Source organism: Marinobacter sp. F3R11 (genome assembly GCF_003318275.1).
Lineage (GTDB): Bacteria > Pseudomonadota > Gammaproteobacteria > Pseudomonadales > Oleiphilaceae > Marinobacter.
The window spans coordinates 43336-59948 of the sequence record NZ_QOCH01000017.1 but is presented as its reverse complement, the minus strand read 5'-3'; the positions used below and the strand labels follow the sequence as shown (position 1 = coordinate 59948).

Genomic DNA, 16613 nt, shown 5'->3' with positions numbered 1-16613 from the left:
TTGCTACCCCCGGCCAAGGCTGGGGAGGAATGGAGCAGCATACAGCGGACCTGTCCGGGGAGCTTGCCCGCCGCGGCCATAGGGTGCATGTTCTTGCGCATCCGGACTACCAACAGCGTTTTCCCGCCACTGTGAACTTTCAGTCTTTACCGCTCCACCTGGGGCGGCGAAACCCCTGGCTGGCCTTACGCTTAAGGCAAACGCTCAACAAGCTCTCTCCCGACGTGGTTCACGCCCAGGGCAACAAGGCAGCAGCACTGCTGTCTGGCACGAGGGAATCCCGGAGCATCAAGGTTGGCACTGTCCACGGAACCAAATCCAGTCACAAAGCCTTCCGTAAACTTAATGGCGTGATCGCCGTGAGTAAAGGAATCTGCCAGACGCTGCAGCCCCTCAACGCAAAACTCATTTACAATGGAATCAAACCGCAGAACATAGGCGCTGAAACCACCTTCCCGCTTCCCGAAGTGCCTGTGTTTGCGCTGGCCATAGGACGCCTCGAGCCCGTCAAACAATTTGATAACCTTATCTCTGCATGGGCATATATCAAACCGCCAATACCACTTTATATTCTGGGTGAGGGCTCGGAAGCTCCCCGATTAAAGGCCCTGATCCAGGAGCTTGGCGCCGGGCACTTTATAAAGCTCCCCGGTTATGAGCAAAATCCGGCCGCTTGGCTTACCCGTGCATCTGTATGTGTGGTCAGTTCCCAACGGGAAGGTTTCCCCTATTCGCTGATAGAAGCACTGATTGCCCGGTGCCCGGTATTGTCGACGCCGGTAAATGGGGCGATCGACCTCCTTCCCGCAGAGAGTCTTGCAAAGGCAACAGACCTGAGCGCACTGAAAACAATGCTTTCAGAACAGTTGTCAGACCTGGAAGAACTGAAAACGAGCCAGGCTGCATGTTTTGAATATGCCTCGCGAGAGCTGACACTGGAGGCAATGGCGAGCCGGACAGAAGCTTTCTATTTCGAGCTTCTCAACGGGAAGTCTCACTCCTGAGCGCATCCAGCACCCTGTCAGCAATAAGGCGATGGCCCCGGGATGTCAGATGCGTACCGTCTTCCATCAGACAGGCCTCCGCCTGGCCCCAAAGATCATCCCAGGCATCGACACAGGTTGCGTTATGCTCCTCGCTGGCAAGAGTGGAAAGAGCCTCGTTATATTGCTGAATTCCGGGGTTCCGGGAAATATCGAGATTCGGCGCCGTCGCCACAAGAACAAACTGACTCTCCGGTGCTGACCTGAGCACGACTCTTATGTTTTCAATATACTCATCTAAAGGCACTACTTCGACAGCCCCCAGCCTCTTCTGGAGCTTGAGATGACGCGCCCATTTTTTCAGCTTCTTGACCAGTTTTCTTGCCAGTTTCCGGCGTGGACTGTCCGGGTAGTAAAGAACGTAAGGAGCACCACGAAAAGTGTGCCATGAGTCAACCAGCCCGTACTGGATGAACACAAAGGGGTATGCCGACGGCGGAAATTCTCTGGCGTATTCGAGCAGCTCCCGGGTGGTGCTCATGGTATGACCACAATTTTCCAGCTCCAACTTCAGTGCGCTTGCAACATGCTGAGCCCACACAGGCCCTTCAAGGGTCCGGAAACCCTCTGTGTTACAATCTCCAAACGCCACACAACCTTTACCGGCCATCATTACACTCATTGCATCAAGCTCCTGCCGCTATCAGAACGGTTAAGCATTAAACAGTGGCAACCATGATAGAACACCTGGAGAAAAAGCTCTGCCGTGATCGACCTTTCAGAACAGAAGCCCTTTGCCTCTGGCTACAACCGCCACTGCTACTGGCACCCGGAAAATCCCGGCCGATGCCTCAAGGTAATCCGCCCGGAGAACATTGAAGCCAGGTACGAGAGGCAACAGCCCCTCAAGAAAATCCTGGGGAAATCCAGACTGAACGACAATAAGCAGGAACAGCTCGCACATAAGCAGAGTGCGGTTGTATCGTTAATCAGCCAGGGCCATGAAAGCACCGTCTGGCAACACCTCCCCAGGTTCTACGGCGAAACCCCGACATCCCTGGGCATCGCAAACGAAAGCGAAGTGCTTGTGGATGACCAGGGCAACCCTGCCCAAACGCTTGAGAGTTATCTGCAAAACCACGGCTTTGACGAACCCATAAAGGCGGCTTCAGCGCGCTTTTGTGATTGGCTTGAAGCAACGGGCATACTCACCAGAAACCTCCTGCCTCACAATCTGGTTGTAGTCGAACGCAACAACCAACCGGAACTTTTTCTGGTCGATGGACTCGGGGCGCCCAATATGCAGAACAGTCTGTCAACAATTCCAGCCTGGCGAAAACGTTATATATCGCGGCGAATCAGGCGCTTTTACAAGCGTATTACTTGGGAGCTCAGCGACAAAAAAGAGAGCTGGGAAGCATCACAACGGCTGTAAGTCTTTCAGGGTCACGGCAATACGGTGCGGGCTCGCTGTTGATAATCAATCCATATGGTAAGATTCCGCACTTCAGCCAACTGTTTACAAAAGCCTCCACACACTCAAGCCCGGAGTATGCTCATGATTCACCCCGTCATTATGGCTGGCGGCACCGGTTCGCGACTTTGGCCGCTGTCACGACAACTGAACCCCAAACAGTTTCTCAAACTGACAGACGGCCCGCTCTCGATGCTCCAGTCTACAGTGGCCAGGCTTGATGGAATGGAGGTACAAAAGCCACTCCTGATCTGTAATGAAGAGCATCGTTTTCTGGCTGCAGAACAAATGCGACAATCCGGCCACGAGGATAGCTGCATTATTCTTGAACCCTGCGGACGCAATACTGCACCGGCTATTGCACTGGCGGCGCTCCAGTTGTACGAAAATGCGAATGGCGAAGATCCGCTCATGCTGGTACTTGCAGCCGATCATCTGATCACCGATGTAGATGCCTTCCAGAAAGGCGTGGCAAAAGCTGTACCTCTGGCCAACGAGGGCAAACTTGTAACCTTCGGAATTGTTCCCCAGCAACCGGAAACCGGATACGGTTATATACATCGCGGCAGGGAACTTGCGGCTGACTGTTATTCCGTTGATGGTTTTGTGGAAAAACCTGATCTTGAGACAGCTAAGAACTATCTCGCATCCGGAGAGTATCTCTGGAACAGTGGCATGTTCCTGTTTAGCGCGCGGCAATATCTGGCAGAACTCGGGCAACACCGCCCCGATATTCTGACGGCCTGTCGCGAAGCTATGACAGACACCCATGCGGATCTTCACTTTATCCGGGTGAACTCAGAGCTGTTCGAGAAATGCCCTTCTGAATCTGTGGATTACGCGGTCATGGAGAAAACCGATCATGCTGCGGTAGTGTCCCTCGACGCAGGATGGAGTGACATTGGATCCTGGTCGGCGCTTTGGGATGTCAGCGAAAAAGATTCCGATGGAAACAGCCTGAACGGCGACGTAATAGCCCACCAAACCCGCAATACCCTTGTTCGCGCTGACAGTCGTCTGGTGGCGACGATCGGAGTTGATGATCTCGTGATAATCGAGACCAAAGACGCGGTACTTGTCGCGCACAAAGACAAGGTGCAGGACGTGAAAGCTGTGGTGGAGCAAATACGCAGTGATGGCAGACATGAGCATATGAATCACCGGGAAGTTTATCGTCCCTGGGGTATCTACGACTCGATAGACAACGGTGCGCGTTACCAGGTGAAGCGAATCACAGTAAAGCCCGGCGCAAAGCTATCCGTTCAGATGCATCACCATCGCGCCGAACACTGGATTATCGTCAGTGGTACCGCACGAGTAACCAATGGTGAAAAAACCTATCTGGTTACGGAAAACCAATCCACATACATTCCCATAGGCCAGATACATTCTCTCGAAAACCCGGGCGTTATCGATCTGGAACTGATTGAAGTGCAATCAGGCTCCTATCTTGGCGAAGATGACATCGTCAGATACGAAGACCGGTACGGCAGAAAATGAGCAAGCTGAAATACTTTGTTGTTGCAGGCCTTCTTCGCATGGCGGGCTGGCTGTCTCTCGCTAATGCCCAGAGAATAGGCAAACTGGTGGGCCTGCTTATGTGGAGGTTCCCCACCCAGCCTCGGGAGGTTACTGACATTAACCTCTCCATTTGCTTTCCAGAACTCTCACAAACCGATCACGCCGCCATGGCAAAAGAATCCCTGATGAATACGGGGATGACAATGCTTGAAGTCCCTTTGATGTGGGAGTGGCCGGTTGAAAAATGCTTTAATCTGGTTCGGGAAACAGAAGGCCTTGAGCTCATAGATGAAGCAATGGCTGACGGCAGCGGACTGATCCTGCTCGCGCCCCACCTGGGAAACTGGGAACTGGCAGGCTTGTTTTTCTCATCCCGTTACAAAATGGCTGCACTGTACAGCCCTCCGAACATGCCGGAATTCGAAGACTACATGATCCGTGTCCGTGGCAGGCTCGGCTCAGAGCTCGTGCGTGGGGACAGGCGCGGACTTGCAAGGCTGACATCAATTCTACGGGAGGGTGGCGTTGCAGGTATTCTTCCCGACCAGTCCCCTCGCGGCAAAGGCAACGCTTTTGCTCCGTTTTTTGGCATGGACGTCAAAACCATGACTCTGGTGTCGAAGCTTATGCAGCGGACTGGCGCCAAGGCTCTGGTAACCTACGCCGAAAGACTTGAGAATGCCGGAGGCTTTCGGATTGTCGTGCGTGAAACCGAGCCAGGCCTTGATAGCAAGGACCCCGTCACAGCAACTACAGCGCTGAACCGCACGGTCGAACAATGTATTCGGAATATTCCCGCACAATACCAATGGGAATACAAACGCATGCGGCACCGGCCACCCGGCGAAGTCAATCCTTATAAACCGGACCGGGTATGCTGATACCTTGCCTGTCGGACAGTCCAACATGACCAATTACATCAAAAAGCCTATCCACCTGCTTTTTGTGCTCGGCATCGCGGGGGCACTTCTTTCTTCCAGTATTCTGGCAGGCGCCACCATACTGCTTGCTATCGCTGGTCTTGTGATCAGCTACCAGAAATCCCTGTATCAGACAGGATGGGACAAGCCAAAAGAGCTACGCCTGCTACACTTCGCTTTCTGGTTTTTCGTCCTCGTGAGTTTCTGCTCCTGGACAATTGAGGGTTTCAGTTACGAGGGCGGAAAAACCTTTGGCACTCACGCCCGGCTCATCCTGTTCTGGCCACTGATTATTGCGTTGAGTTATACCCGACTGAACGCGGGCACTCTGTTTGCCGCAACAGGGCTGATGGCAGCATCCGTTATAGGCATGCTGGGCTCAGCGCTGATCGAAAACCAGGGTTCGTTACACCAACTTTTGAACAGCCGGTTTAGCGGTGGCATAAACCCGATCATCTTTGGGAATATTGCATTGCTGGGAGGCCTGCTCACCCTGACTGGCGGACTTTTTCTTTACCGCAGCAAGGGGCTCTCTTTTGCCCTTATCCTTATCATTCCGGGAGCTGCAGCTGTTGTGATTGCCATGCTATCGCAAACCAGGAGTAACCTGGTTGCCCTGCCATTTCTGCTGTTGCTTATGGTTCCGTTACTCCACAGAAAGCTACGCATCGCAGGGATAATTGCCATTCCCCTACTACTGATAGCCGCCATCGCAACAAATGACCGCGTATCCGGCCATCTCGATGAATTCCTGCAAAATGCCAATCAGGATTCCAGCATCACAATCCGCAAGGAAGTGTGGGGGCAGGCCTGGCAAATGTTTGCAGACAATCCATGGACCGGAGTCGGGCTTGGAGGGTATACACACGAAATCGAAGCTTCGGTCGCCTCCGGCGAGACTACTACCGCATTGCTCGACTGCTGCTCCGGACACGCTCACAATGACCTGATAAACGTCGCTGCCACTAGTGGCATCCCAGGCATTCTCAGCTGGGCTTTTCTGATTTTTATTCCACTGGTCACGTTTGCACGACACCTGTTCAGCACTCATATGGCTACAGCACATCTCGCAGTAGCCGGTTCGATGGTCAGCGCTGGCTATCTTCTCTTCGGGCTGACCGAGGCGACATTCAACCGCACCCTGTTCCTGACCTTCTACCTGCTATCGGTTGCCGGTATTGCCGCAGCATTGTTTAACGAACTGAGCACTTCTTATGTGCGGCAACGGACCAAAAAAGTATCCGCAACAATTATCACGAAAAACGAGGAAGACCATATTGCCGATTGCCTGAAGTCGGCCAGACTGGTTGCTGACGAGATCATCGTCCTTGATAGCGGAAGTAGCGACAGAACCGTCGAGATTGCAAAGCAGTATGCCGACATCGTTGAAATCACCGACTGGCCCGGCTTTGGCATCCAGAAACAGAGAGCCCTGGAAAAAGCCACGGGCGATTGGGTGCTGTCGCTGGATGCTGATGAACGTATAACTCCGGAACTGGCTCGTGAAATCAATCACCGACTTGCCGACCCGGATGCTGATGCATACAAACTCCCCTGGGCCGTCACTATTTATGGCGCCCGCCTGGATTTCGGCCGCAGTGGCCGGGCACCTCTGCGGCTGTTCCGGCGGGAGGGTGTACGCTTTTCCGACGCTTTGGTTCACGAACGCATCCTGATTCCGTCAGGACGAAAAACCAAAACCTTGCGGGGAAGACTGACCCACTATACCCATAGAGACTTTGGCCATTCCCTGGAGAAAAGCGCTAAATATGCCTGGCTGGGATCGCTGGAAAAGCACCGTAAGGGCAAGAAAACCCGCACTATGATTTACCCTACTCTCAGGGGGTTAATGACATTCGTGCAGGTTTATTTTATCCGGTTCGGGTTTCTTGATGGCGCAGTCGGGTACCTGACAGCAGTCACTTACGCCCAGGTGACTTTTAACAAGTATGCGGGTTTATGGACGCTGGACTCAAAACGAAAAAAACACCCATCAGTCGAAGAAGGCAAGTAACGACTGAATGACATGTTCCTGCGCTTCAGATGACATGCCATACCAGATCGGTAGCCGCAACAGGCGCTCACTCTCCCGGCTCGTATACCGGTCCTCTCCGCAAAAGTCTCCCACTGTGAGACCGAAGGGGGTGGAGTGCAATGGAACATAGTGAAACACAGCCATAACGCCCGACTGCTTGAAATGTTCAATCAATGCTGACCGCTGTTCAAGGTCCCGAACTTTCATAAAATACATATGGGCGTTGTGTGCGGTGGCTTTCGGCAATTCAGGGCCATCGACAACACCTGTTGAAATCAGGGGTCTTAAAGCTTTGTGATACCCATTCCAGATCGCCAGGCGATTCTCACGAATCTGTTCTGCGCGAGTTAGCTGGCCCCAGAGATAAGCAGCCTGAAGCTCGGATGGCAGGTAGCTACTCCCCAGCCCGACCCAACTGTATTTATCGACCATACCTCGGAAAAACTGGCTGCGGTTGGTGCCCTTTTCCCGAATGATTTCAGCCCGCTTAACAAAACTCTCATCATTAATGATAAGTAGTCCGCCTTCGCCACCACTGGTGTAGTTTTTGGTTTCATGAAAGCTGAAAGCACCCAGGTGCCCCATAGTGCCCAGAGGACGATCTCGGTATCGGGCCATCATACCTTGAGCTGCATCTTCGATAACATAAAGTTCGTAGCGATTGGCGAGCTCCATGATAGCGTCCATGTCACACCCCACACCGGCATAATGCACCGGAACAATCGCCCGAGTTTTCTCGGTAATGGCTTGCTCGATGAGCGTCTCGTCGATATTCATAGTGTCCGGGCGGATATCAACAAAAACAATGCGAGCTCCACGAAGTACAAAGGCATTCGCAGTGCTGACAAACGTGTAGCTTGGCATAATAATTTCATCGCCAGGCTTCACATCGATCAACAGGGCCGCCAGCTCGAGAGCATGTGTACAGGAAGGGGTCAAAAATGCTCTGCTGCAACCTAACTGATCTTCAAACCACTGATGACAGCGTTCATGGAAAGGGCCATCACCAGAAAGTTTCCCCTGCCCCAGGGCTTCTTCAATATAACGCAACTCTTCTCCCGTTGTGGGAGGCCGGTTAAAGGGGATCACGTACCTGCGTCCTGTAGAAATTTGTGTTCAAGCTCTTTCAGCCCTTGTTTTCTCGCTTTCATCCGTCTCGCCGGACTTCCAACGTATATTCCCCATGGTTCAGTACTCTTTGTAACAAGTGTCATAGCACCTATTGCGCAGCCTTCGGCAACCGTCACTCCAGGAAACACCACTGAGTTAGTACCGATGATGACCTGCCGTTCTACCAAAACTGATGCAAAATACTCTGACTTATATTCCCGAGGAACTAGAGAATTAACCATGGTTTCACCAGAGTAGTCATCAGACTGAGCAAAGATCTTTACACCGTATGCCAAAGTGCAAAAATCTCTGAGCTCGACTCCCGGCACTCCACCAGCAATCAGACACATCGGAGTCACATGACAATAACGACCCAGGGAAACCTTTCCGGAAAGAATGCAAAAATCATCAACCCGGGAAAAATCACCTATATCCATCATCTCGGCGTTATAGATGCTCGCTTTGTCACTTATTTTGACATCTCGCCCCAGGCTCTTGAATTTCATTTTTCTAAGCTCGGTTTCCGAAAGGTAGCCCATCTCTTACCCCTTAAAGATCTCATCAAGTTGCGCGATCAGATTAGGCTTTGAGTAGGCTTGCCGGATCCGTTGTACGTTACCATCCTTCAAAGGGTCCGGGAGTGGAGACAAGTCGATTTTTTCAACATCGAACCAACCAACTTCCAACGAGTCCAGCATTCTGGCGGTTGAAACATCGCGCCGCAGATAGACTTTCTTTCCCATCCCAAGAAGCGATACCAGATTCCCCAAGCCCTGCTGTCGCTTGTGATTGAAAATAGCGATATCAATTGTCGCAAGAAATCCCTGATACTGGTGCAAGGGTAGAAAGTCTACAAGAGGCACAAATCTGTCTCCAAACAACTTTTTGCCTTTCTCTATCACTCGCCTGGCATGCTGCTGATCTCCATATGAAAGTGGCACAGACACGCGGAAATTATCGGTTTGCAGGGCTGCAAGCTTTTCGAAAACTTCAAGATGATTGTTACTGGGATCTGCAGAATTGCCTACCTGAATCTCAACAAATCCAGTAGGTCTTTCACCAACGCAAGGTTCTGAAAACACGTTTGAGGTATACATCAGGCAATGATGGGCCTTACCACCAGCTCCATACCAAGACCTTGCGAGATCAATATCGCCTGGCACATGAGTCACGAGGTGGCCAAGGTGCCTGATAACAAAACGCCGGGAAATGTTCTTCAGGCCTGGGTTTGAGCCCGGTGCTTTTTTACCGTAAAGATCATTACCCCAGATAAACCAGTAAGTCTTTTTCAGCAGCCAGGGCATCAGGAACAGCATTTTAGTGACCACACGGGTGAACAACCCGTGAAGAATGATTCGATCCGCACGATGCATCTGAAAAATCAACCGGGCTTTACCCGCTGTTTTCCCGACAAAGTCATTCGGTATACGGTGAACTCCAGAGCACCCCTCAGTGCTGAACTTCTTGTGGTCACCAAATATGACGAACTCATGCAATTCCGGATCAAAATTGGCTTGCACCAGATCGATAAACGGAGGGATGAACTTTTCTGCCCGGCAAATATGTAGAATTCTGTGCTTACTCAACGAAAGCGTCACTCTTGTTTGTCATTCCGGCCTCGTTAACCAAGTCCCGAATGTATGCGCCATACCCACTTTTTGCATAAAATGCTGCTGCGTTGAGCATACCCGCATTATCCAACCACCCATTACGCCAGGCAATCTCTTCAAGACAGGCAATTTTGAATCCCTGCCGTTTTTCAATGGTTTCAACAAACTGTGCTGCCTCCAGAAGCGTCCCGTGAGTACCTGTATCCAGCCAGGCGAACCCTCGCCCCAGAAGCTGAACAGCAAGAGCTCCATCTTTGAGGTATGCGTTATTAATGGCAGTTATTTCGAGTTCGCCCCGGGCAGATGGAGCTACTTTCTTTGCTATCTCAACAACCTGATTATCGTAAAAATAAAGGCCCGTTACCGCAAAATTTGATTTAGGGTAAATCGGTTTTTCCTCCAGCGATACCGCCTGCATCTCACTATTAAACTCGATAACCCCAAAATCCTGCGGCGTTTTGACCTGATATCCAAAAATCATCGCACCTTGTTTTTGCTGAAGTTTGCGCACTGCACTCTTCAACATCGGCGTAAAACCTTGCCCGTAAAAGATGTTGTCTCCAAGAACCAGACAAACATCGGAGGTACCAATAAACTCCTCCCCTATCAAAAAAGCCTGGGCCAGCCCGTCAGGAGTATCCTGAGTCTCATAGCTCAGCTGAATACCAAACCTCCGTCCATCGCCCAATAAGCGTTTAAATGCAGGGGCATCCTCTGGCGTGGTAATAATAAGAATGTCACTGATACCCGCCAACATCAGAACCGAAAGCGGATAGTAAATCATTGGCTTGTCATATATCGGCAACAGCTGCTTGGAAACACCCATGGTAATGGGAAATAGACGAGAGCCGGTGCCCCCGGCAAGAATAATACCTTTCATAATCGCTCAACTTTGCCGAGTGTCAGTGTTTATTGTCGGATCTATCAAGAATACGATGGCACCAGTCGAGGTTGTCGAGATACCATCTCACCGTTCGCCACATACCGGAATTAAAGGTTTCATTTGGTTTCCACTGCAACTCTCGACTGATCTTCTCGATATCGACGGCGTAGCGACGATCGTGTCCCGGTCGATCCGTCACATAGGAGATCAGCGCTTTAAAACTAGAAAGGCCAGGGGGTTTGTCTTTCACAAGGTCATCAAGACACTGGCACAGACAATGGACAACCTCCATATTGGTTTTCTCACTCTGCCCACCCACGTTGTAGGTTTCGCCTGGATTACCATGCATCAACACGGTGTATAGCGCCTCCGCGTGATCTTCTACAAACAACCAGTCGCGAACCTGAAGGCCGTCGCCGTATACCGGTAAAGGCTTGCCATCCAAAGCATTCAGAATCATCAGAGGAATCAGCTTTTCCGGAAACTGATAAGGGCCGTAGTTGTTCGAGCAATTACTGACGACGACGGGCAACCCATACGTCCGGTGCCAAGCCCGAACCAGGTGATCCGAACTGGCCTTGCTGGCAGAGTATGGCGAACTGGGTGAGTATCTCGTGGTTTCGGTGAACGGTCGATCCGAAGCATTCAGGTCGCCATATACTTCATCAGTGCTGACATGGTGAAAACGAAACTGCTCCCGTTTATTCTCGGGTTGAGTTAACCAATACCCTCGTGCTACCTCAAGCAGCGTGTATGTCCCCACAATATTCGTTTGAACAAATGCAGCAGGCCCATCTATCGAACGATCGACGTGACTCTCTGCTGCCAGATGCATAACAGCATCCGGCTGGTAACGTTCGAAAACAGCCTGTAGCGCAACCGGATCGCAGATATCAACCTGCTCAAACCAGTATCGCCCGCTAGCAGATGCGTCGCCCAGCGACTCAAGATTGCCCGCATAGGTCAAAACATCAACATTCACTATGTCGGCATCAGTCTTTGCCAAAAGATAACGAATCACCGCCGAGCCAATAAATCCAGCACCTCCGGTTACCAGAATTTTCATACCACACTCCCATCCGGATTGAACTCAACTGTCTCGACACCGGCATGATCCAGTATTTGCCATAGTTCTTCAGGGTGATGAATGGCATCGGACACACCCTCATCAGATATACGGTAAACGGAAAGGTCCGGAAAAAGTTTTTTTAGCGAAAACAGTGCCGTGGAAGTAAAGCCGTAAAACGCTTCAAGTCTGTCATCTGACAACGCCATCGCAATTTCGATGGGCATTGAATTCGACTGCATGCGGACAGGTATCCCTTGAAAATAAGGTGCCAACAACTCTGGCCGCTGTTTTCTGTGCATAAAATAGACCAGTCCCGCGTCAGGGTGGCGGCCCTTCAAATACAACAAATGCTCTCTTAGCCGCTCCAGAAGTGCCTGTTTTCCGTGATTTTGTCCCAGATAGCCCACTCCCCTACCTTTCGGACTATCAGTCTGATGCTGATTGAGACCGAACAGACCCCTGAAAACCTGAAAGTGATGCTGCACTATGTCAACAGACTCGATAGAAGACAGCGGAAAGCATGTGAAAAACGTCATTTTTATCTTTCGAAGCGGCGCAAGCCTGATGCCCATCATGGCCAGCAAGCGGCCTTTCCGGTTCGAGATTTTTGACGCCACTATACCCCGCTTAGCAGCGTCATAATATAGAACCGTAGCGCCTAACCCATCGTCCAGAAAAAGTATTTTTGATGGTACGAGAACACGAAAAAAAATTTCGTGCATCCAGCTTCCTTTATTTCCGACAAACAATCGATTGAGCGGCTCGCTTTTCAACCTGCGAAGAAGCAGCCAGATCCTGATGTAAAACAGTCGCTTTGGCAGCCATACAACCTCCCCTGACCAGGCCAGTTTCGCTACCAAAAACGCCATCTGCTGTTCCGTTGTCTTATTGTCAGGGCGAACAATAACCAGTAGAGGCTGTTCAACAGCATAATATGATCGTGCCTCCGCACAGCCTAAAAGCTGAAACGGAGTGCTGGCCAAAAATACATCCCGACCGCTCATGAACGGCCCTTTTCCGGAAAACCAGTTCCCAATTTCGACATCAAAAGTACCGTTATTCAGTGAGGTGTTTTAGCCAATTCTCTGCGCAGGCGACGCCGGACCTTTAATTTTCTGATCAGGTTTAAAGGCTTGCTTTTTAATGTGTGTACCTGTTCATTCAGGAACTGATCAACCGCATCCAGAACTCTCTCACTCGAACGCCCATCATCAAATTCATGGAGATCCCGGCACAGATGCCTTTGAGCCTCAAGAAGCTCTTTCGGGCGCTGGGCAGCCTCTGCAAGCGCATCATCCAATTGCTCAACGTCATGAATGTCGATTAGATAAGGGCCTGGCATTTTTGTACGGAAGGTCACTACAGGCCGCTGGAGAAACATAAATTCAAACATAATAGACGAGGTATCACACAACATAAGATCGGCTTCAGACAAAAGCGGAACCAGGTCCTCATCGCTCTCAACAAACCTCAGGTTGGCCCCCTGCATAGACCGGTACCGTTCAACGATGCTCTTTTCCATCTTCGGATGCAGCGTCACAATAAAGCGCCACCGGCCGCTCTGCGAGAGCGTCTCGATTTTGTCTGCCAGCTGCGGGGCACAAGTAACCGACCGGCTGAAGGTTGAGGCGAAAAATACCGTTGGAGGTTCATTCTTCGCACGGGGTCGTTCACCACCAACCGCATCTTTTAGCAATGGATCAAGCTTGGGCCAACCAGTCTTGACGACCGAAAAATGCCCGAGTTCTTGCGCTAAAGCCTGAAACTTTTCGGTATCTCCCTTCGCCTGAGTGCAGTAGAGGTCGAACCAGCCTCGGATACGGTAGTGGTCACTTTCATCCTCACTTTTGTGGCCCCGTTTATTTCTCGCCATCCCATGAAACACCTCTACTTTTATTCCCGGAAAAAAGTAGGGCACCCAATCGCCGGGTACAAATGTCGCCTCAGCCCCATAGGCTTCCACCTCTTTGACGGTCTTCAACCTCTTCTCATCAGGTTTCAGAGGGGCTGTTGAACACCCGGCCACAAACCATGCAACCTCGTCGCCCCGGCGCCGGATTTCCGCCTGCAATGGGCGCAGTATCGAATAGGAGTAAGGTTGATTAACAAAGAAAAGGTAGCGGCGCATTCAGTTCTGACCCGTTAACTCACAATAAATGTTACCCATCTGCTGCACAGTCTGGGAGGTATGGAAATCCGTTTCTATCCGCCGGCGAGCATTACCCCCCATCCGTTCCAGAAGTTCCCTGTCGCGGTATAGCTTCAATAGTGCATCACTAAGCGACTGAGCATCATTCGGCGGCACCACCAGTCCGCTTACACCATGCTCAACGAGCTCAGGCATACCGCCAACATCCGTTACAACAGGAGTAACGCCGTATGACATGGCCTCAATGACCGCGCGGGGCAAGCCTTCGCGTTCCTTGGAAGGCAACACAAAAACATCACTGGCCGCCGCAAGCGCAGGAGCATCCTTCCTGAATCCGGTGAAGTGCACCCGTTCAGGGTGAGGCATTGCCTGCACCTGTTGACGAAGTGACTCGTTACGGTCCAGATCCCCCACCAATAGCAGATGAACAATAACATCCGGTGGCAATAGCGCCAGAGATTCGACAAGCACGTCAAACCCCTTTCTTGGCACATCCCTTCCTGTGCAGCAGATGGTAAATGCGCCCTCCGGAATACCAAATTCTTGCAGGTCGGCAGGAGTATCGCGATACCATTCCAGGTCATGCCCCTTGTAAACCGTTTTCAGCTTGGAGGGAGGCAAATGCAGCCATAGAAAGTGCAATCCCGCAAGATACCTCCGGATGGCCTCCGCCACACACACGATACAATCGACCCTGGGATGGAGAAAGGTAATCCAGGATTCCGGATTGAGGTAGCTGATGTTGCCAATAATGCCCCGATAAGCCACTATTTTTATCGACATTCCACGACTCGCCCTCAATGCACAAGCAAGAGCGCGCGGATTGAAAACATGCACAACATCGTAGGCTCCCGTCTCCAGCACTTTGCGAATAGCCGCAGTACCTTCCTTATCAAAGCGATTTTTCAGGGCAATTCGGCCAACAATCAAACCGGCGTTACTCAACCGCTCAAAGTTCGCACCATCCGGGTTAGCCATGACGTCCAGTGGGAACCCTTCATTTCTCAAGCCGATAAACAGCTCGCTCTCCGGCCTGTCACACTTGTCAGTCAAACAAAGAATTCCGGGGAGCTTTTCTGGAGACTGTATTTCAATCAAACCCGATTCCTTCTACTCTCTTTTGTGACGCCGTATTGCAGTACTATTACGACATAGTATCCTCTGATGGCACAGTCTACTGCCTGGCAAAAAGAAAGTCGCTGAACAACCGTTCATGGCCTCGATGCCAGAAACCAACCAACGTCTGGGAATAATAAATGATCCTTCTCGATTGCACATTAAGAGACGGTGGTTACTACAATGCCTGGGACTTCGATATCCCCTTGGTTCAGGCGTACCTGGAAGCCATGCAGGCCGCAAGAGTCGATGTCGTTGAGCTGGGCTTTCGCTCTCTGAATACCAATGGATTCAAAGGGGCATTTGCCTATAGCTCCGACGAATTCCTTAGCTCTCTGAACATCCCGTCAGGCCTGAAGGTCAGCGTCATGGTAAATGCCAGTGAGCTGGTATCACCGGACCTGCGCCTGAAAAATCTAACTGTTCTATTCCCTGGTAGTGCCAGCAATTCCCCGGTCGATCTTGTAAGAATCGCCTGCCATGCCCATGAATTTGAACAGGTGCTGCCCGTCTCACAGTGGTTGCAGAAAAAAGGCTATCAGGTCGGATATAATCTCATGCAGGTTGCTGATAAAACGCACGATGAGATCAAGCAACTGGTCCAGCAGGCAAATAATTACCCGATTGACGTGCTCTATGTTGCCGACAGTCTGGGCAGTATGAGCCCTGCTGATTCCCGTAACCTGGTCGAGTCAGTCAAAGACGGATGGCAGGGAGCCATAGGGATTCACACCCACGATAATCAGGGGCGTGCACTGCAAAATGCTCTTGCTGCAGCAGAGGCAGGTGCAACCTGGATTGATGCCACCGTGACCGGGATGGGCAGGGGCCCTGGCAATGCCAAAATGGAAGAGCTTCTCATTGCAGTCGCTGACGATTTGCCAGAACAGCCAAACCTGATATCACTTCTCGCACTGATCCGCAGCCACTTTCAGCCAATGAAGGAGCATTACGGATGGGGTACGAATCCCTATTATTATCTGGCAGGAAAGTACGGGATTCACCCCACATATATCCAGTCCATGCTGGCAGACTCAAGATACACAGAAGAAGACCTGCTTGCAGTAATCGACCATCTGAGAGTCGAAGGAGGTAAAAAGTTCAGTCTCGACACGCTCGATGCTGCTCGGCATTTTTATAAGAGCGAAACAACGGGGACCTGGAACCCCGCCGAGCTTTTCAAAGGAAAAACCGTTTTATTGCTTGGAACCGGACCGAGCGTTAAGCACTATAGCATGGCACTTGAGAGTTATATTGAACGCTACCAACCGGTTGTTGCGGCACTAAACACACAGCAGGATATTTCAGCAGCACTGATTGATGTCAGGGTCGCCTGCCATCCTGTGCGCCTGCTTGCGGACTGCGGTGAGCACGCTCGCCTTCCGCAACCCCTGATCACTCCTGCATCCATGTTACCTGCTGAGGTAAAGCAGGCTCTGGGCGACAAGCCCTTGTTGGACTACGGACTCAGCGTAGAGGCTGACACCTTCAGGTTTTCCCCAGAAAGCTGCACCGCACCCTCATCTCTGGTTGCAGCTTATGCACTTGCCGCAATTGCCAGCGGTGGTGCCTCGCAGATTCTCATGGCCGGGTTTGATGGCTATGGCGCCGACGACCCGAGATCCATCGAGATGAATCAGATCATTAATGCGTACTACAGCGCCGGTGGGGCAGCACCACTACTCGCGGTCACTCCGACGCGCTATCGACTCCCCATCCAGTCTATCTACTCACTCTGAGGTC

The 16613-nt window shown here is 51.3% G+C and carries 15 protein-coding genes; 6 read left to right on the top strand and 9 right to left on the bottom strand.

The features are described from left to right. Window positions 1-29: 29 nt before the first annotated feature. A complete protein-coding gene (locus DS878_RS14850; RefSeq protein WP_261977929.1) occupies window positions 30-1004 on the top strand; it encodes a glycosyltransferase in 975 nt (324 codons plus the stop codon). On the opposite strand, the gene DS878_RS14845 is transcribed toward DS878_RS14850, so the two are convergent. Further along, entirely contained in the window at window positions 982-1665 is a 684-nt protein-coding gene (locus DS878_RS14845; protein ID WP_113816781.1) for an SGNH/GDSL hydrolase family protein, read from the bottom strand. The genes DS878_RS14850 and DS878_RS14845 overlap by 23 nt on opposite strands. Before the next feature lie 84 nt (window positions 1666-1749). On the opposite strand from DS878_RS14845, the gene DS878_RS14840 reads away from it, so the two are divergent. The 4 genes from DS878_RS14840 (at window position 1750) to DS878_RS14825 (ending at window position 6912) form a co-directional block, all read left to right on the top strand. Next, a complete protein-coding gene (locus DS878_RS14840; RefSeq protein ID WP_113816780.1) occupies window positions 1750-2418 on the top strand; it encodes a YrbL family protein in 669 nt (222 codons plus the stop codon). 123 nt (window positions 2419-2541) lie between these two features. Next, window positions 2542-3957, top strand: coding sequence for a mannose-1-phosphate guanylyltransferase/mannose-6-phosphate isomerase (locus DS878_RS14835; protein WP_113816779.1), 1416 nt, complete (start codon window positions 2542-2544; stop codon window positions 3955-3957). Continuing rightward, window positions 3954-4859: a lysophospholipid acyltransferase family protein gene (locus DS878_RS14830; protein WP_113816778.1), complete on the top strand. Its 906-nt coding sequence runs from the start codon at window positions 3954-3956 to the stop codon at window positions 4857-4859. Before DS878_RS14835 ends, DS878_RS14830 begins: the two co-directional genes overlap by 4 nt. Window positions 4860-4884: 25 nt before the next feature. Beyond that, window positions 4885-6912 carry an O-antigen ligase family protein gene (locus tag DS878_RS14825; RefSeq protein ID WP_113816777.1) on the top strand — a complete coding sequence of 676 codons (2028 nt, stop codon included), beginning with the start codon at window positions 4885-4887 and terminating at the stop codon, window positions 6910-6912. Here DS878_RS14825 and rffA read toward each other — a convergent pair. The 8 genes from rffA to DS878_RS14785 are packed head-to-tail and all read right to left on the bottom strand — an operon-like array spanning window position 6892 to window position 14807. Continuing rightward, a complete protein-coding gene (gene rffA, locus DS878_RS14820; RefSeq protein ID WP_113816776.1) occupies window positions 6892-8022 on the bottom strand; it encodes a dTDP-4-amino-4,6-dideoxygalactose transaminase in 1131 nt (376 codons plus the stop codon). The two genes, DS878_RS14825 and rffA, sit on opposite strands and share 21 nt — an antisense overlap. Then, a complete protein-coding gene (locus DS878_RS14815) occupies window positions 8019-8582 on the bottom strand; it encodes an acyltransferase (RefSeq protein WP_113816775.1) in 564 nt (187 codons plus the stop codon). Before DS878_RS14815 ends, rffA begins: the two co-directional genes overlap by 4 nt. 3 nt (window positions 8583-8585) lie before the next feature. Beyond that, window positions 8586-9629 carry a TDP-N-acetylfucosamine:lipid II N-acetylfucosaminyltransferase gene (locus DS878_RS14810; protein ID WP_113816774.1) on the bottom strand — a complete coding sequence of 348 codons (1044 nt, stop codon included), beginning with the start codon at window positions 9627-9629 and terminating at the stop codon, window positions 8586-8588. After that, on the bottom strand, window positions 9622-10533 hold the full coding sequence (gene rfbA, locus DS878_RS14805) for a glucose-1-phosphate thymidylyltransferase RfbA (RefSeq protein WP_113816773.1): 912 nt from the start codon (window positions 10531-10533) through the stop codon (window positions 9622-9624). Before rfbA ends, DS878_RS14810 begins: the two co-directional genes overlap by 8 nt. A 22-nt stretch (window positions 10534-10555) precedes the next feature. After that, a complete protein-coding gene (gene rfbB, locus DS878_RS14800) occupies window positions 10556-11602 on the bottom strand; it encodes a dTDP-glucose 4,6-dehydratase (protein ID WP_113816772.1) in 1047 nt (348 codons plus the stop codon). Beyond that, entirely contained in the window at window positions 11599-12609 is a 1011-nt protein-coding gene (locus DS878_RS14795) for a hypothetical protein (RefSeq protein WP_113816771.1), read from the bottom strand. Before DS878_RS14795 ends, rfbB begins: the two co-directional genes overlap by 4 nt. A gap of 56 nt (window positions 12610-12665) precedes the next feature. Continuing rightward, complete coding sequence (locus DS878_RS14790; protein ID WP_113816770.1) at window positions 12666-13733, bottom strand: CDP-glycerol glycerophosphotransferase family protein; 1068 nt, start codon at window positions 13731-13733, stop codon at window positions 12666-12668. After that, entirely contained in the window at window positions 13734-14807 is a 1074-nt protein-coding gene (locus tag DS878_RS14785) for a glycosyltransferase family 4 protein (RefSeq protein ID WP_261977927.1), read from the bottom strand. Window positions 14808-15010: 203 nt separating this feature from the next. On the opposite strand from DS878_RS14785, the gene DS878_RS14780 reads away from it, so the two are divergent. Continuing rightward, complete coding sequence (locus DS878_RS14780; RefSeq protein WP_113816768.1) at window positions 15011-16609, top strand: aldolase catalytic domain-containing protein; 1599 nt, start codon at window positions 15011-15013, stop codon at window positions 16607-16609. Window positions 16610-16613: the final 4 nt, after the last annotated feature.